The sequence below is a fragment of the Aquimixticola soesokkakensis genome (genome assembly GCF_900172375.1).
GTDB classification, from domain to species: Bacteria; Pseudomonadota; Alphaproteobacteria; order Rhodobacterales; family Rhodobacteraceae; genus Aquimixticola; species Aquimixticola soesokkakensis.
In genome coordinates this window covers 559,469-581,700 of record NZ_FWFS01000001.1, presented here as the reverse complement: position 1 = coordinate 581,700, position 22,232 = coordinate 559,469, and the positions used below count along the sequence as shown (strand labels likewise).

At 61.4% G+C, this 22,232-nt stretch carries 25 protein-coding genes; 15 read left to right on the top strand and 10 right to left on the bottom strand.

The window, feature by feature from the left end:
• The first annotated feature begins 41 nt into the window (after positions 1–41).
• Entirely contained in the window at positions 42–632 is a 591-nt protein-coding gene (plsY, locus tag AQS8620_RS02860; RefSeq protein ID WP_085835290.1) for a glycerol-3-phosphate 1-O-acyltransferase PlsY, read from the top strand.
• A gap of 20 nt (positions 633–652) precedes the next feature.
• Positions 653–1,081, top strand: coding sequence for a DUF805 domain-containing protein (locus AQS8620_RS02855; protein ID WP_085835289.1), 429 nt, complete (start codon positions 653–655; stop codon positions 1,079–1,081).
• A 74-nt stretch (positions 1,082–1,155) separates the two neighbouring features.
• Here the strand turns inward: AQS8620_RS02855 and AQS8620_RS02850 are convergent, their stop codons facing one another.
• From AQS8620_RS02850 to AQS8620_RS02840, 3 genes are all read right to left on the bottom strand, one after another.
• Positions 1,156–2,526 carry a glutamate--cysteine ligase gene (locus AQS8620_RS02850; protein WP_085835288.1) on the bottom strand — a complete coding sequence of 457 codons (1,371 nt, stop codon included), beginning with the start codon at positions 2,524–2,526 and terminating at the stop codon, positions 1,156–1,158.
• Positions 2,527–2,629: 103 nt separating this feature from the next.
• A complete protein-coding gene (locus AQS8620_RS02845; protein WP_085835287.1) occupies positions 2,630–3,139 on the bottom strand; it encodes a hypothetical protein in 510 nt (169 codons plus the stop codon).
• Positions 3,136–3,888 (bottom strand): 16S rRNA (uracil(1498)-N(3))-methyltransferase, encoded by a 753-nt coding sequence (locus tag AQS8620_RS02840; protein ID WP_143267388.1) that lies wholly within the window; start codon positions 3,886–3,888, stop codon positions 3,136–3,138. Before AQS8620_RS02840 ends, AQS8620_RS02845 begins: the two co-directional genes overlap by 4 nt.
• Positions 3,889–3,900: 12 nt before the next feature.
• Between AQS8620_RS02840 and ubiA the strand changes: the two genes are divergently transcribed.
• The 4 genes from ubiA to AQS8620_RS02820 all read left to right on the top strand — a co-directional run bounded on the left by ubiA (position 3,901) and on the right by AQS8620_RS02820 (position 8,054).
• Positions 3,901–4,899, top strand: coding sequence for a 4-hydroxybenzoate octaprenyltransferase (ubiA, locus tag AQS8620_RS02835; RefSeq protein WP_085835285.1), 999 nt, complete (start codon positions 3,901–3,903; stop codon positions 4,897–4,899).
• 66 nt (positions 4,900–4,965) lie between these two features.
• On the top strand, positions 4,966–6,873 hold the full coding sequence (locus AQS8620_RS02830) for an OmpA family protein (RefSeq protein ID WP_085835377.1): 1,908 nt from the start codon (positions 4,966–4,968) through the stop codon (positions 6,871–6,873).
• The gene (locus tag AQS8620_RS02825; protein WP_085835284.1) at positions 6,873–7,199 is read left to right on the top strand and encodes a hypothetical protein; all 327 of its coding nucleotides are present in this window, start codon (positions 6,873–6,875) and stop codon (positions 7,197–7,199) included. The genes AQS8620_RS02830 and AQS8620_RS02825 overlap by 1 nt, the downstream gene beginning before the upstream one ends.
• 276 nt (positions 7,200–7,475) lie before the next feature.
• Complete coding sequence (locus tag AQS8620_RS02820) at positions 7,476–8,054, top strand: YceI family protein (RefSeq protein WP_085835376.1); 579 nt, start codon at positions 7,476–7,478, stop codon at positions 8,052–8,054.
• Between the two features lie 77 nt (positions 8,055–8,131).
• On the opposite strand, the gene AQS8620_RS02815 is transcribed toward AQS8620_RS02820, so the two are convergent.
• Entirely contained in the window at positions 8,132–9,316 is a 1,185-nt protein-coding gene (locus tag AQS8620_RS02815; protein WP_085835283.1) for a cytochrome b/b6 domain-containing protein, read from the bottom strand.
• A 147-nt stretch (positions 9,317–9,463) separates the two neighbouring features.
• On the opposite strand from AQS8620_RS02815, the gene rimO reads away from it, so the two are divergent.
• From rimO to AQS8620_RS02800, 3 genes are all read left to right on the top strand, one after another.
• Positions 9,464–10,864 carry a 30S ribosomal protein S12 methylthiotransferase RimO gene (gene rimO, locus AQS8620_RS02810; protein ID WP_085835375.1) on the top strand — a complete coding sequence of 467 codons (1,401 nt, stop codon included), beginning with the start codon at positions 9,464–9,466 and terminating at the stop codon, positions 10,862–10,864.
• Positions 10,865–11,003: 139 nt separating this feature from the next.
• The gene (locus AQS8620_RS02805; RefSeq protein ID WP_085835282.1) at positions 11,004–11,906 is read left to right on the top strand and encodes a DUF5655 domain-containing protein; all 903 of its coding nucleotides are present in this window, start codon (positions 11,004–11,006) and stop codon (positions 11,904–11,906) included.
• Positions 11,893–12,279 (top strand): thiol-disulfide oxidoreductase DCC family protein, encoded by a 387-nt coding sequence (locus tag AQS8620_RS02800; protein WP_085835281.1) that lies wholly within the window; start codon positions 11,893–11,895, stop codon positions 12,277–12,279. Before AQS8620_RS02805 ends, AQS8620_RS02800 begins: the two co-directional genes overlap by 14 nt.
• Positions 12,280–12,342: 63 nt before the next feature.
• On the opposite strand, the gene AQS8620_RS02795 is transcribed toward AQS8620_RS02800, so the two are convergent.
• A complete protein-coding gene (locus AQS8620_RS02795) occupies positions 12,343–13,104 on the bottom strand; it encodes a M48 family metallopeptidase (RefSeq protein ID WP_085835280.1) in 762 nt (253 codons plus the stop codon).
• Between the two features lie 143 nt (positions 13,105–13,247).
• Here AQS8620_RS02795 and AQS8620_RS02790 point away from each other — a divergent pair, with 143 nt between their 5' ends.
• The 3 genes from AQS8620_RS02790 to AQS8620_RS02780 all read left to right on the top strand — a co-directional run bounded on the left by AQS8620_RS02790 (position 13,248) and on the right by AQS8620_RS02780 (position 14,990).
• Positions 13,248–13,496, top strand: coding sequence for a DUF8831 family protein (locus tag AQS8620_RS02790; protein WP_085835279.1), 249 nt, complete (start codon positions 13,248–13,250; stop codon positions 13,494–13,496).
• A gap of 213 nt (positions 13,497–13,709) precedes the next feature.
• Entirely contained in the window at positions 13,710–14,288 is a 579-nt protein-coding gene (locus AQS8620_RS02785; protein ID WP_085835374.1) for a nitroreductase family protein, read from the top strand.
• 3 nt (positions 14,289–14,291) lie between these two features.
• Complete coding sequence (locus AQS8620_RS02780) at positions 14,292–14,990, top strand: EI24 domain-containing protein (RefSeq protein ID WP_085835278.1); 699 nt, start codon at positions 14,292–14,294, stop codon at positions 14,988–14,990.
• A 12-nt stretch (positions 14,991–15,002) separates the two neighbouring features.
• On the opposite strand, the gene AQS8620_RS02775 is transcribed toward AQS8620_RS02780, so the two are convergent.
• Complete coding sequence (locus tag AQS8620_RS02775) at positions 15,003–15,287, bottom strand: DUF1467 family protein (protein ID WP_085835277.1); 285 nt, start codon at positions 15,285–15,287, stop codon at positions 15,003–15,005.
• Positions 15,288–15,332: 45 nt separating this feature from the next.
• Positions 15,333–15,737 (bottom strand): methylmalonyl-CoA epimerase, encoded by a 405-nt coding sequence (gene mce, locus AQS8620_RS02770; RefSeq protein WP_085835276.1) that lies wholly within the window; start codon positions 15,735–15,737, stop codon positions 15,333–15,335.
• A 204-nt stretch (positions 15,738–15,941) separates the two neighbouring features.
• On the opposite strand from mce, the gene AQS8620_RS02765 reads away from it, so the two are divergent.
• Both AQS8620_RS02765 and AQS8620_RS16995 read left to right on the top strand, forming a co-directional pair.
• Positions 15,942–16,655, top strand: a complete 714-nt coding sequence (locus AQS8620_RS02765) for a response regulator (RefSeq protein WP_085835275.1) — start codon at positions 15,942–15,944, stop codon at positions 16,653–16,655.
• Between the two features lie 58 nt (positions 16,656–16,713).
• Positions 16,714–16,890: a hypothetical protein gene (locus AQS8620_RS16995; RefSeq protein ID WP_159453184.1), complete on the top strand. Its 177-nt coding sequence runs from the start codon at positions 16,714–16,716 to the stop codon at positions 16,888–16,890.
• A gap of 1 nt (position 16,891) precedes the next feature.
• On the opposite strand, the gene AQS8620_RS02760 is transcribed toward AQS8620_RS16995, so the two are convergent.
• Positions 16,892–18,124: a DUF1501 domain-containing protein gene (locus AQS8620_RS02760; protein WP_085835274.1), complete on the bottom strand. Its 1,233-nt coding sequence runs from the start codon at positions 18,122–18,124 to the stop codon at positions 16,892–16,894.
• Positions 18,125–18,133: 9 nt separating this feature from the next.
• Complete coding sequence (locus AQS8620_RS02755) at positions 18,134–19,510, bottom strand: DUF1800 domain-containing protein (RefSeq protein ID WP_085835273.1); 1,377 nt, start codon at positions 19,508–19,510, stop codon at positions 18,134–18,136.
• Between the two features lie 203 nt (positions 19,511–19,713).
• Here AQS8620_RS02755 and AQS8620_RS02750 point away from each other — a divergent pair, with 203 nt between their 5' ends.
• A complete protein-coding gene (locus AQS8620_RS02750; protein WP_085835272.1) occupies positions 19,714–20,190 on the top strand; it encodes a hemerythrin domain-containing protein in 477 nt (158 codons plus the stop codon).
• Positions 20,191–20,305: 115 nt separating this feature from the next.
• On the opposite strand, the gene aspS is transcribed toward AQS8620_RS02750, so the two are convergent.
• Positions 20,306–22,084, bottom strand: a complete 1,779-nt coding sequence (gene aspS / locus AQS8620_RS02745; protein ID WP_085835271.1) for an aspartate--tRNA ligase — start codon at positions 22,082–22,084, stop codon at positions 20,306–20,308.
• Between the last annotated feature and the right edge of the window lie 148 nt (positions 22,085–22,232).

Sequence of the window (22,232 nt, the reverse complement as noted above, 5' to 3'; positions counted from 1 at the left end):
GTGCCAAGCGCCCCTTTTTGCTGACCAGAAAGGTCTTTGACATGACGCTTTTGCTGCTGTTCCTCACCGCCCTGCTGGCCTATCTGCTGGGCTCCATTCCCTTTGGCATTGTGATGGCGCGGCTGTTCGGCCTTGGCGATCTGCGCGCCATCGGGTCGGGCAATATCGGCGCGACCAACGTGCTGCGCACGGGCAACAAACCGGCCGCCTTTCTGACCCTGCTGGGCGATAGTGGCAAAGGCGCGCTGGCCGTGCTCATTGCGCGCGCGCTGGTCGGGGAAAGCGGTGCCGGTGTCGCGGCGCTGTTTGCCATGCTCGGCCATCTGTATCCGGTGTTTTTGAACTTCAAAGGCGGAAAAGGGGTCGCAACCTTTCTGGGCACGCTTCTGGCGCTCAGCTGGCCTGTCGGCCTGCTCGCCTGCGCCACATGGCTGCTTGTCGCTGTTTTGACGCGCTATTCGTCGCTTTCGGCTCTAATTGCCGCGCTGGCCGCGCCGGTTTTCGCGTTTTTTCTGTACCATCCCCATGGGGCGTTGCTTATTTTGATCCTGACGGCTTTCATCTTTTTCAAACACAGGTCAAACATCGCCCGTCTGCGTGCAGGCACCGAGCCGAAAATCGGTAAAAAATAAAGTAACGAGGGACATCCAAAATGGATTTCAAAACTGCCACCAAAACCTGTCTTCAGAAATACGCCACCTTTTCGGGTCGTGCGCCGCGTTCGGAATATTGGTATTTCATTCTGTTTTCGGTCCTTGGCCAATTCTTGCTCAGCCTTGTCGACATGCTGTTGGGGATGGGCGACCTTTCGCCTCTGAGCAGCTTGTTCTCGCTGGCACTTGTCATCCCGACCTTTGCCGCTGGCGCGCGCCGCTTGCACGACATCAATCGCACCGGCTGGTGGCAGTTGCTCACGCTGATCCCGATCATCGGCTGGATCGTGCTGCTGGTGTGGTATGTCAAAAAGGGCGATGACAGCACCAACCGTTTTGGCAGCGACCCTTTGTCGAACGCGCCTGTGGCCGACGATATCGCACTCGACACCTCCGCCATCCCCTCGGTGCGCCGCGACGAGGTCTGATCCGCGCAGCGCCCAGAAAACCAAAAGCCCCGCAAATTTGGCGGGGCTTTTTTGTCTCTCGGGGTCGGCGGGACTTAGTAGGAGTATTCGTCGAAGACTTTGGTCACATCGCCGTTCCAGTCGCCGTTGAATTTGGCGATCAACTCGTCCGCAGGGGTTTGGCCTGTTTCCAACGTATCCTTGAGCGCCGACAGGAAGTGGGTTTCATCCGGCACCAGCCCCCCCGCACCAACGCGTGCGCGCGCCTTCAGCCCCGCTTCGGACAGCGCAACCGCGCGCCGCGCAAGGTCCATCATTTTGACACCGTCCACTTCGGCCTGAAGCCCGTCGACCGAGGCCGCAACACGCAATTCCTCGCGAAACTGCGGCGTCCAGTCCTTGACCAGATCCCACGCCCCATCGAGCGTGGACTGATCGTAAAGCAGACCGACCCAAAAGGCCGGCAGCGCACAGAGGCGCCGCCACGGGCCGCCATCGGCCCCGCGCATTTCCATGTATTTCTTGATCCGCACTTCGGGAAATGCGGTGGTAAGGTGATCGGCCCAATCGGAAAGTGTGGGCTTTTCGCCGGGAAGGGCGGGCAGTTTGCCTTTGAGGAAATCGCGAAACGACATGCCCAGCGCGTCGATATATTTGCCGTCGCGATAGACGAAATACATCGGCACATCGAGGGCGTAATCCACGTAGCGCTCGAACCCCATGCCGTCCTCGAACACGAAGGGCAACATGCCGGTACGCGCAGCGTCGAGGTCGCGCCAGATGCGCGAACGCCACGATTTATGGCCGTTCAACTTGCCCTCGAAGAAGGGCGAATTGGCAAAAAGCGCGGTGGCCACGGGTTGCAACGCCAAAGAGGTGCGGAACTTTTGCACCATGTCGGCTTCGGAGGCGAAATCAAGGTTCACCTGCACCGTACAGGTCCGGTACATCATCTGCGTGCCATGGGTGCCAACGCGCCCCATGTAGTCGGTCATCAGGCGGTAGCGCCCCTTGGGCATCACCGGCATTTGGTCGTGGGTCCAATGGGGGGCCGCGCCCAGCCCGATGAAGCGCACGCCGATTTCATCCGCGATATCTTTGACTTCGCGAAGATGCGTGTTCACCTCGTCGCAGGTCTGGTGGATATTTTCGAGCGGTGCGCCCGACAATTCCAGTTGCCCACCCGGTTCGAGCGACACATTCGCGCCCTCTTTGGTCAGGCCGATCAGATAGGCCCCCTCAAACACATGATCCCAGCCGTAGCGGTCTTGCAACCCTTCGAGCACCGCCTGCACCGAGCGTTCGCCCGAATAGGGGATGGGGTTCAACGTGTCTTTGCAGTAGCCGAATTTTTCGTGCTCGGTTCCGATGCGCCACGCCTCGGCGGGTTTGCATCCGGACGCGAGGTACGCGACGAGGTCGTCGTGAGATTGGATCAGGCCGCCGCCGGATTGGGGTATCGACATGTGTTTCTCCGGCTTTTGTGTCTTTTGATCGGTTGGGTCAGAGTTGGTGCAGGACTTTGGGGAAGTCAATGCACCCACGCCGTTTCACAGCGGCGAAAGCCCCTCAGTGGAGGGTGACGCGACGCGAGGACCAGATGACAACGGGGGTGTCGGGGGCGTCGCGCAGCTGGCGCAGCATCCGGCCTGTTTCAATGCCGGGCAACTGTGCAAAAACGTCGAACAGTTGATCGGCCCCTGCGGCATCCACCGGAATGCGCAGGCGGCTGCCCTCCTTGCCCTCGACCTGCCAATGCGCCGCGCCGCGCTGGGCGGGCAGCAACCACAGGCTGTCGATGGCGGTAATTTCCACCTCGCCGCCGTCAAAGGCGGACATGTAGCGCAGCATGCCCTCGTCCACTTCGACCAGCCCCGTGCCCACACCGCGCGCCCGAAACAGCGCACGCTGCAAGGCCACAAGGCCAAAGCACAGAGCCGCCAGCGCAAAGACTGCCATCACCCAGCGCGTCACACCAAAGGTGGTCAGCGCCGCCCAGAGGCACAAAAGTGCCCCCGCAAACGCCCCGAGCGGCTCGGCAAAGCGTTTGAGGCGGCGCGCAAGCTCGGCGCGGATCACGTCCAGTCCCCCAGCGCGTTTTGCCACAGGGTCAGCGCCGCCACGGCGGCCGTATCGGCGCGCAGGATGCGCGGGCCGAGCGAAACGGGATGCGCAAAGGGCAACGCGTGCAGGCGCTTGCGCTCGGCCGCGGAAAAACCGCCCTCGGGACCGATCAGGATCGCCCACGGGCCCGTGTCCCTGCCCGCACCCTGCTGATCCAGCCAGCGCCCCTGCCCCACAAGGTCCTCGTCGCAAAACAGGATGCGCCGGCTTGCGTCCCAGCCCTCCAGCAGCTTGTCGAGGCGCATCAGCTCGCTCACCTCAGGCACAAAAGTGCCGCCGCATTGCTCGGCGGCTTCCAGAGCATGGGCTTGCAGGCGGTCCTGGCGGATGCGGTCGGCATTGGTGAAATCGGTTTGCACCGGCACGATACGGGCGGCCCCCATTTCGGCGGCTTTTTCCACGATGAAATCGGTGCGCGCCTTTTTGAGCGGCGCAAACATCAGCCACAGGTCGGGCGGCAGATGCAGGGGGCGTGTTTGTTCGACGCACGCCAGCGCGCCGCGCTTTTTATGAGCGGTCTCGACGGTGGCCAGCCATTCGCCGTCCACGCCGTTGAACAGCAGAACCGGCGCACCCTCTCCCATCCGCATCACCGAAAAGAGGTAGTGCGATTGGGCCTCGGTCAGAGGAATGGTTTGTAAAGCCTGCAAAGGGTGCTCTACAAACAGCCTGACTTTCGCATTGGCGGAATTGGAATTCGACATGGGGCCAAAGATATGAGCAGCGAGCGCCAAGCGCCAGAGGCAAGCACGCCGGAAATGACATCTGCGCCTGTGACAGGTCAGGTCCATGATGCGGTCACGGGCAATTGGGTCGATACCCGCGCGCCCGCCGCAACGCGCCCCTACCTGCGTCTAAGCCGCGCGGACCGCCCGATCGGCACGTGGCTTTTGCTGATCCCCTGCTGGTGGGCGGTGCTTTTGGGCGCAAGCGTGAACGGCGCATTCGGGCTGCGCGACGTCTGGCTGATGGTCGGCTGCGCCCTTGGGGCGTGGTTGATGCGCGGCGCGGGCTGTACGTGGAACGATATCACGGATCGCGATTTTGACGCCTCGGTGGCGCGCACCCGCTCGCGGCCGATCCCTTCGGGGCAGGTCAGCGTCAAACAGGCGGGCGTCTGGATGGCGGTGCAGGCGCTGGTGGCCTTTGCGATTCTCCTCAGCTTCGGGCCTTTGGCAATCGGGCTTGGCGTTGCCTCGCTGGCGCTGGTCGCGATCTACCCTTTCGCCAAGCGGTTTACGTGGTGGCCACAGGTGTTTCTGGGCCTCGCCTTCAACTGGGGGGCGCTGCTCGCCTATGCCGCCACTACGGGGCGCATCGATCGTGTGGCCGGATTTTTGTACCTCTGCGGCATCGCCTGGACGCTGTTTTACGACACGATCTACGCCCATCAGGACAAGGAGGACGACGCGCTGATCGGTGTGAAGTCCACCGCGCGCCTGTTTGGCAGCGACACCGCGCGCTGGCTCAAGCGCTTTCTGGTGATCTCGGTCGTTTTGATGGCGGCGAGCATCGTCGAGGCCGTCGCACCGCAAGAGAACATCCTGCGCCTTGTCGTTGCCTTGATCGCCCCTTGGGCCTTTGGCTGGCATCTGGTCTGGCAGATGGCCAAGCTCGACACCGAAAACCCGGATCGCTGCATGATGCTGTTTCGCGCCAATCGCGATACGGGGCTTTTGGCTGCGCTATTTCTTGCCGCATCACTTTTCCTTTGATTGCGATAGACGCCCCCTGCAATTAAAGACATCGCAACGCTCACAAGAATGGTGCCGCCCGACCCAATGCGTCCGCAAAACCCGCTTCCCGTTTTAGGTGCTCTCGTCCTCGCGGCGATTGCCTGTCTTCTGGCCGCCGCACTGGCCGTCCGCGTGATCGAAACGTCCTCGGCCAGGACCGTCGCCCAGCAGATGATGAATTCGGGGCATGAGTGGGCCACGGTGCAAACCGACGGGTTGCAGGTGATCCTCGAGGGCGAAGCGCCTTCGGAAACCGCCCGCATCGAAGCCCTGCGCGCCGCCGGTCACGTTGTGGACAGTGCCCGCGTGATCAACGCCATGCAGGTGGCCGAACGCGAAGCCATCCCCGCCCCGCGTTTTTCCATCGAAATCCTGCGCAATGACGATGGCGTCTCGATGATGGGCCTCGTGCCCGCCGCCTGGGACATGGAGGCCGCGATGGAAACGATCGAGGCCACAACGGGGGTCGGCGAAATTGTCAACTTTATCGAAAGCGCGGATTACCCCGTCCCCGAGCGTTGGGACGCGGTGATGAATTTCGGCCTGATGGCCGTGCGCGAATTGCCCCGCTCGAAACTGTCGCTGGCCGCGGATCGCATCACTGTCACCGCGCTTGCCGACAGCGAAACGCAAAAAAGCCGCTTTGAAACCGACCTGAATCGCGCCAAGCCGCGCGGGATGCCGGTGACCATCGACATTACGGCCCCCCGCCCCGTGATCACGCCCTTCACCCTACGCTTCGTCATCGATGATGATGGTGCGCATTTCGATGCCTGTTCCGCCGAAACGCCGCAGGGCCACGCACGCATTCTGGCCGCAGCGCGCGCTGCAGGTGTGGACTCCCCTGCCTGCACGCTCGGGCTTGGCTCCCCCTCGCCGCGCTGGGCCGAGGCCGTGCGCGCGGGCCTTGAGGCTGTGAACGCGATGGGCGCAGGGTCTGTGACCTTTTCCGACACGGATGTTTCCCTTTTGGCCGGTCCCCAAACCACACGCGCCGCCTTTGATGTCGTCTCGGGCGATCTGAAAGCGGCCCTGCCCTCGACCTTTACCCTGCATGCCGAAATGCCCGTGGTGGTCGATGCTACCCCCAGCGATGCGGTGATCGAATTCACCGCCCAGCGTTCGACCGAGGGGCGGGTGCAACTGCGCGGACGCATCGCGGACGAGCGCACCGAAACCGCCACCGAAAGCTATGCGCGCGCGCTGTTTGGCGCAGGGCTTGTGTATAGCGCGATGAATATCGACGAAACCCTGCCCGAGGGCTGGTCGCTGCGCACGCTGGCCGCGCTGGAGGCCCTCAGCTGGCTCAACGACGGATCGGTGACGATGACGGCCGATGAGGTCCGCGTCAGCGGCAATTCCGGCGCGCAAACGGCCAAAGCCGAAATCGCGCGCATCCTGTCCGACAAGCTTGGCGATGGTGCGGTTTTTGACATCGACGTGACCTATGTGAAGCGCCTGGACGAAACGCTGGCCTTGCCCACGCCTGCGGAATGCGTTGCCGATCTCAACAGCGTGATGGCCGCCAATAAAATCATCTTTGACAGCGGGTCGGCTGAAGTGTCCCAAGACAGCGCGCGCACGCTGGACGATCTGGCCGACGTGCTGCGCAAATGCGACGGCGCCGCGATGGAAGTCGCCGGATACACCGACAGCTCCGGCGGCGAGGAGGGCAATCTGTCCCTGTCCCAAGCGCGCGCGGATGCCGTCGTCAACGCGTTGATCGGGCGCCGCGTTCTGGACGTAGCGCTTACGGCAAAGGGGTATGGCGAGGCAGATCCGGTTGCCGACAACGGCACCGAAGAGGGCCGCGAGGCCAACCGGCGCATCGAATTCCGCCTCGCAGGCGACACGGCGCGCGCGCAAACGGCGGATGAAACGGGCGATGCCCCCACAGAAAACGCGCCCGACAGCGGCGCAGAGACAGAGACGGACGAGGGAACGACCGAGTAATGGATAGAGCCAAGTTTATCATCGCCACCGCCATCATCTTGTTCATCACCTATTTGATGGGGTGGTTTTCGCATTGGCTGATCCACCGCTTTACCCGCGTGTCGCGCGGGGAAATGGGCGAAGTCGACCGCATGGCCCAGCAGCTGCACGAAGCCGAGGAGGCGCGCGATCAGGCCGTTGCCTATTTCCAGCAGCGCGAAGCGGAGATGACCAATCAGGCCAACCAGTCCGAGGCCGAATTGCGCGCCGCGATGGAGGGGCTGCGCGAAGCCCGCCATGAAGCCGAGGAACTGCGCGCCTATATCGAGCGCGTGAACAGCCAGTAAACGCGGCTCAGGACAGTACATATCCCTCAGGGCCCGCATTTTGCGGGCCTTTTTCCTGCGCCCCCCAAAGTGCACTCTGCGCAGGGCCGCGCCTAACCGGCGGTTTTGCGCGCATGGGGACCTTTTGGATGTGCGCCAGCGCGCAGAACTTGTTTGAGCGTGTCGGATTGAGCCGCGCGCGGTTTGCGGTCAGCATAGGGCATCTTTCGAACGCTTCCTCCCGAAGCCTGCTCTCACATGCGCGCCACAACAGCGTGCCCTGATTTGGATTTCTTGATGAAAACTCTCCTTCTTTCGACCGCCGCCGTCTTTGGCCTGTCCGCAACCGCGTTTGCGGCCCCCGTTGAATACACGCTCGACCCGTCGCACAGCCAGATCGTGTTCACCTACGAGCACCTCGGCTTCTCGACCACCACCGGCATGTACTCGGGTTTTGAAGGCACGATCATGTTCGACGCCGAGGCCCCCGCCGATAGCTCGGTCGAGGTTGAATTCCCCACCGACAGCCTGATCACCGGCTGGGACGCCCGCACGGCCCACTTCCTGACCGGCGACTTCTTCGGTGCCGAAGAAAACCCCGAAATCACCTTCAAATCGACCGCCATCACCGTCGAGGGCGAAGACACCGGCGCCATCACCGGCGATCTGACCATCAACGGCATCACCAAATCCATCGTGATCGAAGCGGCGCTGACCCAAATGGCCGACCACCCGATGGAAGCCAAACCCTGGATCGGCTTCAAAGGCGAAACCACGGTGCTGCGTTCGGATTTCGACATGGGTCAGTTTGCGCCCTACGTGTCGGACGAGGTGACGATCCTCATTTCCATCGAAGCGATGCAAGCCGCGCAATAAACCGCGCCACCGCTTGAAACAGGAAAGGCCCCCGCGCTCTGCGGGGGCCTTTTTGTTGGGCGATTGGTCGGGTCTGCTCAGTTGCGGGTCGCTGTCAGGGACACTGCCACATCGACCGCAAAGCCGACCGTGGCCTCGTCACCATAGCCCTGACCGATCCCGAAATCACGCCGGTCCAGCGTGGTTGTGCCCTGCATCACTGCCGTGTCCCCCGTGATGTCGAGCGTGAACGCCAGCGTCACCGGCGCGCTCTGGCCCACCAGCGTCAAGGTGCCGACGGCTTGGCTCTGCGACACGATATCGGCGGCGAAAGTTGCCGTCTGGAAGGTGTCGGTGTTGAAAAACTCCGCCCCCTTGGCTTGCTCTGTCACCGTCCCCAAAGAAACGGAGGTCATGTCGATCACCACCGTGACAGACCCTGTCTGACTGTCGGGGTCATAGGCGATATCGGCGGTCCAATCGGCGAAACTGCCGCCCACCTGCGCGCCCATCTGGCGCACGGTGAACCCGAGTGTGCCTTCGGTCACGCGCCAGCTGTTGGCCCCCGCCTCCGCTACGGCGGCCGCCGGTGCGGGCGTTTGCGGCGCGGCCTGGGCCGTTTCTTCGCCGCCTTTGGGCAGGAGAGCCACGCCAAGCACCGCGACCCAAACCAGCAGCGCCAGCACAGGTGCCAGCTTGCCATGGGCCGTTGCGGGTGTGCCCGCCTCGACACCGCGTGTCATGCGCGAAAGCGTTGCATCGCGGTCGATCAGCGCGTGTTTGAGCGCGCCCAGCACATGCAAGGCGACAGTGACATAGATCACCCAAGCCGCCAGCCCGTGTACCGCCCCCGCCGTATGCGCGAGGCTTTCGGATTTGGGCACGAAGGGCAGGTTCTGCCCGAAAGGCCACCAGATCGGCGCAAAGCCCGCTTCGGCCGAATGCAACACCCAGCCCGACAGCGGCATGATGACGATCGCACCGTATAGCGCCCAATGGACGGTTTCGGCGGCCAGGGTTTCCATGCGCCGCTCGGGGTGCAGCGCAACGGGGCGCGGTTGGATCAGCGCCCACAGGATGCGCAACACGGCAAGGCCCAGCACCGTCACACCGATGGTCTTATGGGCCGAATAGAGCGTCTTGAGCATATCCACCGTTTCCGCATTGCGCGGCTGGCTGTCGCCATAAAGGCCCAGCGCTATGTCGGTGAGAATCAAGAGGGCAATCGCCCAGTGAAAGAAACGCGCGAGCGTTCCGTAGCGGGTGGCGGTATTGGCGATCATGGCGAACCTGTCAGAGAGGATAAAACTGGCCAAAGCCTAGCTTGATTGCGCCCCCGCGCCCAGCCATGCCCGCGCACAGGGTTTGTGCAAAAGGCCCCCCGGCGGCTTTTCCTTTGCGAACCGCGCGCGCGCGGCTATATGGCACTCATGTCCCAGAACCCTCCGAATCTCCGCCCCGATCTGGCGCCTGCGCCGAAATTCGATACAGCCCGCCGCGATGGCCAGCCCACAATCGGGATGGTGTCGCTTGGCTGCCCCAAAGCGCTGGTCGATAGCGAACGCATTCTCACGCGGCTGCGCGCCGAGGGCTATGCGATTTCCGCCGATTACGCCGGTGCGGATGCGGTGATCGTCAACACCTGCGGCTTTCTCGACAGTGCCAAGGCCGAAAGCCTTGAGGCCATTGGCGAGGCGCTACAGGAAAACGGCAAGGTTCTGGTCACCGGCTGTCTGGGGGCCGATCCCGAGTATATCACCGGCGTCCATCCCAAGGTGCTCGCCGTCACCGGCCCGCATCAATACGAACAGGTGCTCGATGCCGTGCACAAGGCTGTGCCGCCCGCGCCCGATCCCTTTATCGACCTCTTGCCCGCCACCGGCGTCAGCCTGACACCGCGCCATTACAGCTACCTCAAGATTTCCGAGGGCTGTAATCACGCCTGCAAATTCTGCATCATTCCCGACATGCGCGGCAAACTGGCCTCGCGCCCGGTGCACGGCGTGCTGCGGGAGGCCGAAAAGCTGGTGGACGCGGGCGTGCGCGAACTCTTGGTGATTTCTCAGGACACCTCTGCCTACGGGCTGGACCGGCGCTATGATACCCACCCGTGGAAGGGCGGCGAGGTGCGCAGCCACATCACGGATCTGGCGCGCGAACTGGGGCGGCTTGGCACGCCCGAGGACCTCTGGGTGCGGCTGCACTATGTCTACCCCTACCCGCATGTGCGCGAGTTGATCCCGCTGATGGCGGATACGTCGAACGCCCTGCTGCCCTATCTGGATATTCCGTTCCAACACGGCCATCCCGATGTGCTCAAACGCATGGCGCGCCCTGCGGCCTCGGCCAAAGTGCTGGATGAAATCGCCGCCTGGCGCAAGGATTGCCCCGAAATCGTGCTGCGCTCGACCTTTATCGTTGGGTACCCCGGTGAAACGGAGGCCGAATTCCAGTATCTTCTGGACTGGATGGACGAGGCGCAATTGGAACGCGTGGGCTGTTTCCAATACGAAAACGTTGATGGCGCGCGCTCGAACGCCTTGCCCGACCATGTGCCGGCAGAAGTAAAACAGGAACGCTGGGACCGTTTCATGGAAAAGGCCCAAGCCATTTCCGAGGCAAAATTGCAGGCCAAAGTCGGCCGCGTGATGGATGTGATCGTCGACGAAATCGACGAAGAGGGCGCCACCTGCCGCACCAAAGCCGACGCGCCGGAAATCGACGGCAACCTGTTTATCGACGAGGGCTTCGAGGGATTGGAAGTCGGTCAGATCGTTTCTGTCGAGGTGGACGAGGCTGGGGAATATGATTTGTGGGGCAAACTCGTCTAAAAAACGCTGCGGGGCAGCGTTTTTAGAGTCTGCGCGCGAAAGTGCCGGAGGCACGAAGCGCTGGGGGACTTTGTTATTTCAATCCTAGTTCGTTCTTGTACTCTCGCATCTAAGCTTTGAATTTCAAGGATACACGCGCGTGAGTGACATCAAGCTTTTCAAGTTTTCAAACGGCACCGCTGTTCCACTCGCAACAGAATTGACCGAGCTCGAAAAGCACATTCAAGTCGCCTTTGAGAGGAACTTGGAAACCTTGCTTGGGGTAAAGCTTCTGGCCAGTGAGTTTTCCACCTCACATGGCGGTCGCATGGACACCTTGGGAATAGATGAAGACAATTGCCCTGTCATCATCGAGTACAAAAGGTCTAAAAGTGAGAATGTCATCAACCAAGGCCTCTTTTATCTAGACTGGTTGATGGATCACAAAGCAGAATTTGAACTTTTGGTGACCGACCAAATCGGCCGAGAGACCGCGCGAAACATTGCGTGGTCTGCTCCACGGCTTATTTGCATCGCTGCTGACTTCAGCAAATATGACGAACATGCGGTTAAACAAATAAACCGCAACATCGAGCTTATTCGATTTAAAAAATTCTCTAACGACATGCTCGTGATCGAGCTTCTCACGGCACAATCAGCATCAAGTACAACTCAAGAATTGAGTCCCTCAAACAAGGCATCTGTCTACAAGACTGTAACAAGCTATCTGGATCAAAGCGACGACGAGCTGAAAGCGCTTTTTTCGCAGGTTAGAGACGCATTGCTAAGTCTTGGAGAAGATGTTCAAGAAAAGACTCTCAAGTTCTATTTCGCTTTCAAGCGAATCAAAAATTTCGCCTGCGTCGAAGTCAAACCCGTCGAGAGAAAAATCCTCGTCTATTTAAAAGTAAAACCGGACGAAGATCTTACATCACAACCAAATATCCGAGATGTGAAAGATATAGGGCATTTTGGCACAGGAAACTTGGAAGTTACGATCAGATCCCAAGAAGACCTAGAAAAATACTCCTATCTCTTTGGGATCAGCTATGAGAACTCCTAAGCCCACCACCGCCGTGCTCTACAATGCCGAGTGTCCCGTCTGTAATTTCGAGATCAGCTTATACGCGCGCTACGCTGCGAAAAACGGCCTGCCGATCCGCTTTGACGATCTGAACTCGGACGCCCTTGCGCAGTGGGGCCTGAGTGCCGATCAGGCGGCGCGCAGGCTGTATGTGGTGCAGGGCGGCGTGCTGACCTCGGGCATTCCGGCTTTTCGTGTGCTTTGGGCGCAGATGCCGCGCTATCAGTGGTTGGCGCGGCTCACCGGCTGGCCCGTGGTCAAGCCGCTGAGCGCTGCACTCTATGACCATGCGCTGGCGCCGTTGATTTACCGCTGGCACCTGCGGCGGCGGCGCAAGACGCCAGTCCTATAGTCCCCAATCCTTTTAGCCTCCCGATCCTTTTAACCTCCCAAGCCTTTTAACCTCCGAAGCCTTCTAGCCTCCAAGCCCCGCCAAGGTCTGGCGCACCGTGTCGATGCGCTGTGCGTTGGGCGGGTGCGAGCCAAGGAAACGATCCCCCGGATCGGGCAAACGGGTAAAGAACTGCGCGCCGCGCACAGGATCATAGCCCGCGCGAGAGGCGATGATGGTGCCAAGCCGGTCTGCTTCCAGCTCGAACCCTTTGGAATAGCGCCGCGCGCCCACGGTGGCCCCGATGTTTTGGGCGGCTTCAATCGCTGAAGCATCGCCGCCCAGCCCCGCGATCAGCACCCCGCCCAGCACGCCGCCAAGGGTCGCATTGCTTTGGGTGCGGGTCAGGTGACCGGCAATGTGATGCGCGGCCTCATGCCCCATCACGAAAGCGATTTCATCGGCGTTGCGGGCTTCGGCGATCAGGCCCACCGTAAAGGCGATGATCGGTCGACCTGCCTCGTTGAGGGTTTGATAGGCATTGACCCCCTGCCCCTCGCGGGTGTCCACAAGGATCTCGTAGTCGCAATCCAGTTGCGGCGCGCGGTTGCGGCATTCGCGCTCGATCGAGGGTTCCATGCGACGCACCACAGCGACAAAGGTATCCACCGCCTGTCTGGCGGATTGGGGGGCGGATTGGGGGGCGGATTGGGGGGCGGATTGAATTGCGGGCGCGACCGGTGTGTTGGCGGTGGCCGTTGTCGGGGCAGGCATCATGACCGGCACGGGGGCACAAGCCGACACAGCCAATATCAGTCCCAAGATCGCAAAGCCTGTCACGCGCATTCTGTCATCCCTGTTCAAGTGGTTGCGCCACAAGACTAGCCCCGTTGCAGTCCTGCTGCCAGTCACAAGAGCGCAGGGGGTGCAACGGGCAAGGGGCGCGAAATTCATATTGCGCAGGCGCCTCACTGCGCTAGGCTGGGCCTATGTTTAGCATCGAGCACGATTTTGACGCGACCGTTGTAACCCTTGTTGACGAGGGCGAAGGCGGCACTTCGGGTGGTTTTCTCTACGAGGACATCACCATCAACGCTTTTGAGGATTGCGTGACGCTGGAGCAGCTTGATCCGCGCACCGACGTGGTCCAGCGCATCGTTTTGTCCATGTCGCAGGTCCGCGAACTGGCCGCAGCGCTGAACTTGCCCGAAGGTGTGTATCGCGCTGGCGGCACATAGCGCCACATCACTGCCAAAGCAGGCCCGACAGCCTGCGTCGCGCAAGCGCTGCCTGTCCCGGTACCGCGCGGCAGATGTCGCCAAACTGAGGTGGCCAGATCGAGGTGGCCAGACCAAGGCGTTTGCAAGTGGCTTGATCTGGCGCGCCAAATGCACGACATAAACAATCAAGTATTTCGGCCAGTCGCTTGGCCAATGTCTGGGGAGGACACCATGGCTGACGCGAATCGCGCCGCACTCGACTTTCTTCTGACCCGCCGCTCGCGGCCTGCCAAAACGCTCAGCGGTCCCGTGCCGGATCGCGCCGCGCTTATGGAGCTGTTGACCGCCGCAGGGCGTACCCCCGACCACGGCAAGCTGGAACCTTGGCGCTTCATCGTGCTGGAAAAAGCCGCCCTCACGCGGCTGTCGCATCTGGCGCAAGAGACCGCAACGCGGCTGAACATCGATCCCGACAAGGCTGCAAAAGGCGTGGCGCAATATGCCAGTGCCGATCTTGCGGTGGCGGTTGTTGCCGCGCCCAAAATATCGGACAAAGTCCCCGCAATCGAACAGCTCTATTCGGCGGGCGCTGTCTGTCTGTCTTTGCTCAACGCAGCCCTTGCCAGCGGCTGGGGCGCGAACTGGCTATCGGGCTGGGCCTCTCATGACCGCGACTTTGTGGAACGCGGATTGGGATTGGCGGCGCATGAAACCATCGCGGGTTTTATCCACATCGGCACCGAAACCGCGACGCCCCCCGAACGCCCCCGCCCAGACATCGCCGCGCTCACCACCTGGTGCGCCGAGTAATCGATGATTCTGGGCGCGTTTTTCAAAGCCATCGGCCAGCTCGATGATCCTCGGTTTCGCGGCGTGCTGGCCAAGGGCATCGGCCTTACGGCGGGGCTTTTGGTGGCGATCTATGTGATCTTTGCGCTTGGCGTGGGCGCGGTTGTCCCCGACGAGATCACCCTGCCGCTCATTGGCACCATTGGCTGGGTCGACAATCTGGCCTCACTCGGCTCGGTGCTGTTGATGCTGGCGCTTTCGGTGTTTTTGATGGTGCCGGTTGCCTCGGCCTTCATCGGGTTTTTCCTGGAAGACGTGGCCGAAGCTGTCGAGGCACGCCACTACCCCGATCTTGCGCCCGTGCCACGCCAAGCCTTGATGGATGTGGCCCTCGACACACTGGCCTTTCTGGGCGTGTTGATCGTCGCGAATATCGTCGCGCTGCTGGTCTATCTGGCGCTGCCCTTTGGCGCGGCGCTGATTTTCTGGGGGCTTAACGGGTTTCTGCTTGGCCGCGAATATTTCCAACTGGTTGCCATGCGCCGTCTGGGACGCGCGGGCGCAAAAGAAGCCCGCAAGCGCCACCTGCCGCTGATCTGGGCCGCAGGGCTGTTGATGGCGGTCCCGCTTACGATTCCGCTGGTCAATCTGCTCGTGCCCGTGCTCGGGGTTGCGACCTTCACGCATCTGTTCATGCGGGTCGAGAAAACGCGCGCGGCCTGATTTTCGCGCGCCTTACTGGTCCTGCCCCACAGGCGGAAGGGTCTGCGTCCAGTCAAAGTCGCGCCAGCTGATGTCGGTAAAGAGAATCACATACATCAGCACGGCCCAAACCAGCGTCGCAAAGGCCGTCACCCAAAGCACCTTGCGCTTGAGATTGAACTCATGCGGCGACCCCGCATGGGTGCCCGCGACGATCTCCCCCACGTCACCTTGGGTTTTCAGCCCGATGGGCAGCGCAATCAACATGCACATGAACCAGCTCACGGCAAAAAGAACGAGGGCAGAAGTGATGGCCATGCGGGCCTCCTGTCAATTATCGGCGAGGTTCCAGGCCGCGCGCGGTCACACTTGTTCTAACTCGATCAGGCAGCCGTTGAAATCCTTGGGATGCAGGAAAAGCACCGGCTTTTTATGCGCGCCGATCTTCGGCTCGCCGCTGCCCAGCACCCGTGCGCCCGACGCGACCAGATGGTCGCGCGCGGCGAGGATGTCATCGACCTCATAGCAGATGTGATGGATGCCACCTGCGGGGTTCTTGTCCAGAAACCCTTGAATAGGCGAGGCTTCTCCCAGCGGGTAGAGCAGCTCGATCTTGGTGTTGGGCAAGTCGATAAACACCACCGTCACCCCGTGGTCCGGTTCGTCCTGAGGCGCACCGACGGTTGCCCCCAAGGTCGTCTCATATTGCGCCGCTGCTGCTGCCAGATCCGGCACAGCAATGGCCACATGGTTCAAACGTCCGATCATCTCAAGCCCTCCTCAGCCATCTTCGCCCATAGGTATGGCGTGCCATAGCCCACACGACAAGCACCAGAGCGGCGCGCGACACGCGCTATTGGTCGCAGCCCGGGGGCACGGTGACACGAAATTTTAACCACGCACCCGCGTATCATTAACGGTCCGTTCACCACTTTTGGTCTTAATCAAGGCAACGCAACAGGGAGACATGCAATGGCTGACGATCTTGAACAGTTCTTGATGACGCGGACCGCGCGCGCCGACAGACCGCTGGTCGGTGTCACCGTTCTGGTCGTCGAAGACAGCCGTTTTGCCTGCGAGGCCATGCGCCTGTTGTGCCTGCGATCGGGGGCGCGCATCCGCCGCGCCGACAGTCTGGCAAGCGCGCGCCGCCATCTCAATGTCTATCGTCCCACCGTCGTGATGATCGACCTCGGCCTGCCCGATGGTTCGGGGCTTGAGCTGATCGAGGAGTTGAACCGCGCCACGCCGCGCGTGGATGCGATCCTCGCGATTTCCGGGGATGACGGCGTGGAGGCAACCTCCAAAGCTGCCGGCGCCGATGCCTTCCTTGCCAAGCCGATTTCCAACCTCGGCGTGTTTCAAGCCGCAATTCTGGGCGCCCTTCCCAACATCGACGTGATCCTGCGCGGGGTCAGCGATGAGGAAATCTGCCCTGATGAAATGGCGCTTCATGACGACCTCGAACATGCCGCCGACCTTCTGACGCTCGAAAACGGAGACGATATGCTCGATTACATCGCGCAATTCCTTGCCGGTGTCGCGCGGTCTTCGGGCGATGGCGAAATGGCGCAAGCCGCCAAAATTCTGGCCGCAAGCCGCGAACAGGGCACCCCTTGGGGGCCGGATCTGGCGCGGGTCGCGGGACTTGTCCAGACCCGCCTGGAACATCGCCGCGTTGTATAACGGCTGCATTTTCACCAGCAGACCAGACCCTCAGCAACCTGCCACAGGATGTCACGCTATGAAAAAAACGGTATACAAAAGCCCGCCCCTTACCCTGCGCCGCGCGCTGTCATTTGACCGCCTGGTGCTGTGCACCGGGCTGATCGCCCTGACCTTCGGGCTGTCCGTGCGCCTTGGCATGCTTGACCCGCGCGCCGAGGTGTCGCAGTTCGCCGCCGCTCACGCCACACCCTAGCCTAAAGCAGCAAATTCGCATCCCTGCCCATATCGAGGCCGGGAAAGACAGTGCCCTCAAGCGCAGCACGATCCAATCCGTAAAGCGAGGCCATCAACCAAGCCGTATGGGCGCGCACATCGGAGGTTGGCGTCAAATCGCGCCGCTCGTAGAGAGCAGATTCCTCAAGTCCGGGCCAATCGCCATAGACCCGCCCGCCCCGAACAGCTCCGCCCGCAAGAACGGCCAAGCCGCCCGTTCCGTGATCGGTGCCACCGCCGCCGTTTTGCGCAGCGGTGCGGCCAAATTCTGTCATGGCGATGATCGTCGTGCTGCCCCAAGCGGCCCCCAAACCCGCCTTCAATGTCAAAATCGCGGATTTCAGCTCGCGCAGCGCGGGCAGAAGCGTGCGGTCCTGACGCACATGGCTATCCCAGCCAGAGACCGAAAACGACGCGATGCGCGCATCGCCGGTCAGGCGCGTGGCCGCATAGGACGCCAGTGCCTGCGCGGTTGCCGCCTTTTGCGCCGACATATCCATGTCCGGTGCCATGCCGTTCATCTCGCTCGCCATTGCACCGCCATTTTGGGCCGTATCCGTCAAAAACAAGGCCGTTTCAGAGGCGTCACGAAACAAATCATCGTCATGATACAAGCCTCGCAGCAGGTTTTCGGCCTGCGGCGACAGGGAAAATGCCTCGTCCGGCGCCCAGGATTGGGCAGGATTTGGGCCTTCCAGCAGCAAGGACTGTTCGCGCCCCACGGCAATTGCCGTTTGCGCCTCGGCCCCTTGCACAAAGCCCAGCGCGCGGTTCAGCCAGCCATCGCGCCCGGATTGGCCCGATCCATCTACCCCCGCAAACATTCCGGTTTCCAGAATATCCTGACCATCGAAATGCGACCGCGTCCCGCGGTAGGGCGTTGAGGTCGCGTTGATAAATCCCAGTTCGCCACTGTTCCAAAGCGGCATCAGCTCTGCCAGTTCGGGATGCAGCGCGAAAGGGCCCGTCAGCGGCAGGCTATCATTGCGCACGGCCAAGCTGCCAAGGTCGGGGCGCAGCAATCCAAAGGCCGGATCACCCACGGGGCGCACCACATCCAGCCCATCCATGGCCCCGCGCAGCAAAATGACCACCAAACGGTTCTCCCCCGGTGCGGCGGCAAAACTGGCCTGCGTCATCAACGGATGCGCGGCCACCGAGCAGGCAGCGCCCAGCAGAAAGCGACGGCGGTCGAGATTGGGAAATCCTGTCATATCCAGCCCTTACATACGGTTGAATTCGGGAGAAGCGATCACGAGACCAACACCCTCACGGCGGGTCTCGGCGCGTCCTGCGGCCTCGATCACGGACTCACGCGCGCTGCCCGACAGCACGCTTTGCGCCAGATCACGCGGCTCTTGTTTGGGGGAAAACGGCATGTTCATCGCCCATTCCACCCGCGCAGCCAGCATCTGCGGCGTGATCCAGGCCTGCGCCTCGTCGGGCAACCCTTCCGGGCTTGGCGGGCGCAAAAAGAAATCCCCCATCCGTGCCAGCGGTTCACCGATCAGCCTGTTGACCGCCTCCGGCTCCAGCGCCATGACCTCAGCGCCGCGCAGCCCCAATGCCAGACAGCTTGACGCAAGATAGGTGAAGGGCGGTTTGATCTTGTCACCGAACCGCGCGCTGGTTGACGGGTGCTCGATCATCGCCTCATACACGCTGGGCAAGTCGCCCTTGGTCGTCGAAAACGCATCGGCCATCGCCGCAACGAGCCCTTCCTCCGGCACATCCGCCACAAAGTGGCGCGCAAGGCGCATCGACACGTGGCGCGCTGTTTGCGGATGCACCGCAAGGTCGTCGAGAAAGGCCTCGATTGCCTGCAGCGACTGCTTGTTGACGCGCGGTCCGCCATAGCTTTTGCCCAGCACCGTTTCCGCGCCCGGTTCGGCCATTTCCGGTTTGAATTCGAAGGTTTTTTGCGCCGACACCGTCAGTCCGGTCAGCAATTCTGCCGTTTGGCGCACGTCGTCTTGCGAATAGCCCGCGCCCAAAGTGTGCAATTCCAGCAGCTCGCGCGCATAGTTCTCGTTCAGGCCCATCCCGTCGCGCAACCCGTGCTGCGAATTGGGGCCATAGCTGTTGCGCTGATCAAGATAGAGCAACATCATCGGATGCAGCGCGACCGCTTTGAGCATATCGGCGAACCGCCCCGCCAGATGCGGGCGGATCGCTTCATCGATGAAACCGGCCGTCGCGGCGCGGTACAAAGAGGAAGTATCGCGCAGCGCGAAATGGTTCGCCCAATGCCAATGCAGACGTTCGCGAAATGGCGTTTGCGTCTCGAGGATGCGCGCGATGGCGATGGCAGGCGCGCGGTATCGCGCATCATTCACCCAGGTGCGCAGCGCCCGCCCGCGTTGTTTTTCGGCCTCGTCACCTTTGCGTCCGCGCACCGTTGCCTTGCGTTGTTCCTGACCGTTCACGGCGGCTTCCTCGAAACCGGGCTGGGGGAATTTGGCAACCATGGCATCGGGTTGGCGCAACCCGTCGATCAGCGCAGCCGTGCTGGCAGCAGGCGCGCCAAGCGGCGAAAGCCCGTAGCCAAAGCGGATCAGGTTGCGGGTTTGCGGGGAAATATCGGTGGGAAAAATGCTCATGCGCGTATCGGTTTCTCGGTCCAAAGATCGGGCGGTGTCGCGTGCGGTATTGGTCCCAAGCTCTACCACAATTCGCCCCGCCGCGCACTCACGTTCGCGGCACCGCAGCGAAAATGCGCGTAGGGGGGCGGGGGAACCAAGCCAATGCAGCGCGCGTTCCCATGGCAACCAGAAAGACACCCCTCATCAGACAGGATAGCCCGATGCCCTCCATCTATGACGCCATTGAAAAAGATCACAAACATCACCGCGCGTTGCTGAACACGATCGCCGACACGCAGGGCGACACGAAAGAACGCCGCGAGGCATGGCACGCATTTTTCTACGATGTCAAAAGTCACGCCGCTGCCGAGGAAGAGACTTTTTATTCGACCCTGATGGCCGAAACCTGGGGACAGGATTCGGCGCGCCATTCGGTTGAAGAACATGCCGCAATGGATGATTTGATGGAAGAACTGCAAGAAATGGACATGTCCTCGGGCGCGTGGCTGGTCAAATTCAAGCAGCTCAAGCACGACTACGAACATCACATGGACGAGGAAGAGGACGAACTGTTCACCCGCGCCAGAAAGGTGATCGGCATGGAACATAACGATGCGTTCGGCGCGAAATTCCTCAAGCGAAAGGAAGACGAACTGACGCTTGTCGACAAAAAGCGCGAGGATCATCTGGAGGACTGATCCCTCCCCCCTCGCGGAAAAGGCCCGTCTGCGCAGGCGGGCCTTTTCTATGGCGCACCACAGCAAAAAAGGCGCCCCCGCAGGAGCGCCTTTGTCCCGTCAAGCGATGCGGGGTTTATGCCTCGGGCGGCAGCACCCGCAGGCGCAATTCACGCAGCTGTTCGTTCATCGGTTCGCTGGGCGCGCCCATCATCAGGTCTTCGGCACGCTGGTTCATCGGGAACATGATGACTTCGCGGATGTTGGCCTCATCGGCCAGCAACATCACGATACGGTCGATACCGGCCGCGCAGCCACCGTGGGGCGGCGCGCCGTATTGGAAGGCGTTGACCATGCCGCCAAAGCGTTTCTCGACCTCTTCCTTGCCGTAGCCCGCAATCTCGAACGCCTTGAACATGATTTCCGGCTTGTGGTTACGGATCGCGCCCGACACCAATTCGTAGCCGTTGCAAGCGAGGTCATACTGGTAGCCAAGCACTTCCAGAGGATCACCGTTGAGGGCGTCCATGCCGCCTTGGGGCATCGAGAAGGGGTTGTGTTCAAAGTCGATTTTGCCGCTTTCGGCGTCTTTTTCATAGATCGGGAAATCGACGATCCACGCAAACGCAAAGCGGTCCTTGTCGGTCAGCCCCAGTTCCTCACCGATCACGTTGCGCGCGCGCCCTGCGACGGGTTCAAAGGCCTTGGGCTTGCCACCGAGGAAGAAGGCCGCATCGCCCACCCCCAGACCGAGTTGCTGACGGATGGCTTCCGTGCGCTCGGGGCCGATATTTTTGGCCAAGGGGCCCGCGGCTTCGATCCCGTTGCCCTGATCGCGCCAGAAAATATAGCCCATGCCGGGCAGACCTTCTTTCTGGGCGAAAGCGTTCATCCGGTCGCAGAATTTGCGCGACCCGCCCGTGGGGGCAGGAATGGCGCGAATTTCGGTGCCGTCCTGTTCCAGAAGCTTGGCGAAAATGGCAAAGCCCGAGCCTGCGAAATGCTCGGAGACCACCTGCATCTTGATCGGGTTGCGCAGGTCGGGCTTGTCGGAGCCGTACCACAGCGCAGCATCACGGTAGCTGATCTGCTCCCATGTCTGGTCAACTTTGCGCCCCCCGCCGAATTCCTCGAAAATCCCCGTCAGCACCGGCTGGATGGTGTCGAAAATATCCTGCTGCTCGACAAAGCTCATTTCGAGGTCAAGCTGGTAGAAATCGGTGGGCGAGCGGTCGGCACGCGGGTCTTCGTCGCGAAAACACGGCGCGATCTGGAAATATTTGTCATAGCCCGAGACCATGATCAGCTGTTTGAACTGCTGGGGGGCTTGGGGAAGGGCGTAGAATTTGCCCGGATGCAGACGCGAGGGCACCAGAAAATCGCGCGCGCCTTCGGGGCTGGAGGCGGTGATGATCGGCGTTTGCCATTCGCGAAACCCCTTGTCCCACATGCGTTTGCGCATACCCGCAACCACATCCGAGCGCAGTTTCATGTTGCGCTGCATCGCCTCGCGGCGCAGGTCGAGATAGCGGTATTTCAGGCGGGTTTCCTCGGGGTATTCCTGATCGCCAAACACCATCAGCGGCAGTTCCTTGGACGCGCCAAGTACTTCGAGACCGCGCACGAAGACTTCGATCTCGCCGGTCGGGATCTTGGGGTTCACCAGTTCGGGCGCGCGGGCTTTGACGGTGCCGTCGATGCGGATACACCATTCGGCGCGCACCTTTTCCAACTCGGCAAAGACAGGGCTGTCGGGGTCGCACAGAACCTGCGTCATGCCATAGGTGTCGCGCAGATCGACGAACAGAATGCCGCCGTGGTCGCGGATACGGTGGACCCAGCCCGACAGGCGGACCTCGTCGCCCACATTGGCTTGTGTCAGATCGGCGCAAGTATGGCTGCGATAGGCGTGCATGTCGGCTGTCCTCGAAAACTGCGAATTCGTCGCGCCGATACACCGCGCGCGCGGCTGAAAGTCAAGGCTTTGCGCCTGTTCGCGCCGTTCTGCCCTGCGTTACCCCGCGTGGAAAGGGGCAATCGGCGCAGCCTGCCCCCTTGCACCG

What these genes read in the sequence shown, in the direction of transcription:
- plsY (WP_085835290.1), top strand. Translation starts at nt 42, where the DNA reads ATGACGCTTTTGCTGCTGTTCCTCACCGCCCTGCTGGCCTATCTGCTG.
- AQS8620_RS02855 (WP_085835289.1), top strand. Translation starts at nt 653, where the DNA reads ATGGATTTCAAAACTGCCACCAAAACCTGTCTTCAGAAATACGCCACC.
- AQS8620_RS02850 (WP_085835288.1), bottom strand. Translation starts at nt 2,526, where the DNA reads ATGTCGATACCCCAATCCGGCGGCGGCCTGATCCAATCTCACGACGAC.
- AQS8620_RS02840 (WP_143267388.1), bottom strand. Translation starts at nt 3,888, where the DNA reads ATGTCGAATTCCAATTCCGCCAATGCGAAAGTCAGGCTGTTTGTAGAG.
- ubiA (WP_085835285.1), top strand. Translation starts at nt 3,901, where the DNA reads ATGAGCAGCGAGCGCCAAGCGCCAGAGGCAAGCACGCCGGAAATGACA.
- AQS8620_RS02830 (WP_085835377.1), top strand. Translation starts at nt 4,966, where the DNA reads ATGCGTCCGCAAAACCCGCTTCCCGTTTTAGGTGCTCTCGTCCTCGCG.
- AQS8620_RS02825 (WP_085835284.1), top strand. Translation starts at nt 6,873, where the DNA reads ATGGATAGAGCCAAGTTTATCATCGCCACCGCCATCATCTTGTTCATC.
- AQS8620_RS02820 (WP_085835376.1), top strand. Translation starts at nt 7,476, where the DNA reads ATGAAAACTCTCCTTCTTTCGACCGCCGCCGTCTTTGGCCTGTCCGCA.
- AQS8620_RS02815 (WP_085835283.1), bottom strand. Translation starts at nt 9,316, where the DNA reads ATGATCGCCAATACCGCCACCCGCTACGGAACGCTCGCGCGTTTCTTT.
- rimO (WP_085835375.1), top strand. Translation starts at nt 9,464, where the DNA reads ATGTCCCAGAACCCTCCGAATCTCCGCCCCGATCTGGCGCCTGCGCCG.
- AQS8620_RS02800 (WP_085835281.1), top strand. Translation starts at nt 11,893, where the DNA reads ATGAGAACTCCTAAGCCCACCACCGCCGTGCTCTACAATGCCGAGTGT.
- AQS8620_RS02795 (WP_085835280.1), bottom strand. Translation starts at nt 13,104, where the DNA reads ATGCGCGTGACAGGCTTTGCGATCTTGGGACTGATATTGGCTGTGTCG.
- AQS8620_RS02790 (WP_085835279.1), top strand. Translation starts at nt 13,248, where the DNA reads ATGTTTAGCATCGAGCACGATTTTGACGCGACCGTTGTAACCCTTGTT.
- AQS8620_RS02785 (WP_085835374.1), top strand. Translation starts at nt 13,710, where the DNA reads ATGGCTGACGCGAATCGCGCCGCACTCGACTTTCTTCTGACCCGCCGC.
- AQS8620_RS02780 (WP_085835278.1), top strand. Translation starts at nt 14,292, where the DNA reads ATGATTCTGGGCGCGTTTTTCAAAGCCATCGGCCAGCTCGATGATCCT.
- AQS8620_RS02775 (WP_085835277.1), bottom strand. Translation starts at nt 15,287, where the DNA reads ATGGCCATCACTTCTGCCCTCGTTCTTTTTGCCGTGAGCTGGTTCATG.
- mce (WP_085835276.1), bottom strand. Translation starts at nt 15,737, where the DNA reads ATGATCGGACGTTTGAACCATGTGGCCATTGCTGTGCCGGATCTGGCA.
- AQS8620_RS02765 (WP_085835275.1), top strand. Translation starts at nt 15,942, where the DNA reads ATGGCTGACGATCTTGAACAGTTCTTGATGACGCGGACCGCGCGCGCC.
- AQS8620_RS16995 (WP_159453184.1), top strand. Translation starts at nt 16,714, where the DNA reads ATGAAAAAAACGGTATACAAAAGCCCGCCCCTTACCCTGCGCCGCGCG.
- AQS8620_RS02760 (WP_085835274.1), bottom strand. Translation starts at nt 18,124, where the DNA reads ATGACAGGATTTCCCAATCTCGACCGCCGTCGCTTTCTGCTGGGCGCT.
- AQS8620_RS02755 (WP_085835273.1), bottom strand. Translation starts at nt 19,510, where the DNA reads ATGAGCATTTTTCCCACCGATATTTCCCCGCAAACCCGCAACCTGATC.
- AQS8620_RS02750 (WP_085835272.1), top strand. Translation starts at nt 19,714, where the DNA reads ATGCCCTCCATCTATGACGCCATTGAAAAAGATCACAAACATCACCGC.
- aspS (WP_085835271.1), bottom strand. Translation starts at nt 22,084, where the DNA reads ATGCACGCCTATCGCAGCCATACTTGCGCCGATCTGACACAAGCCAAT.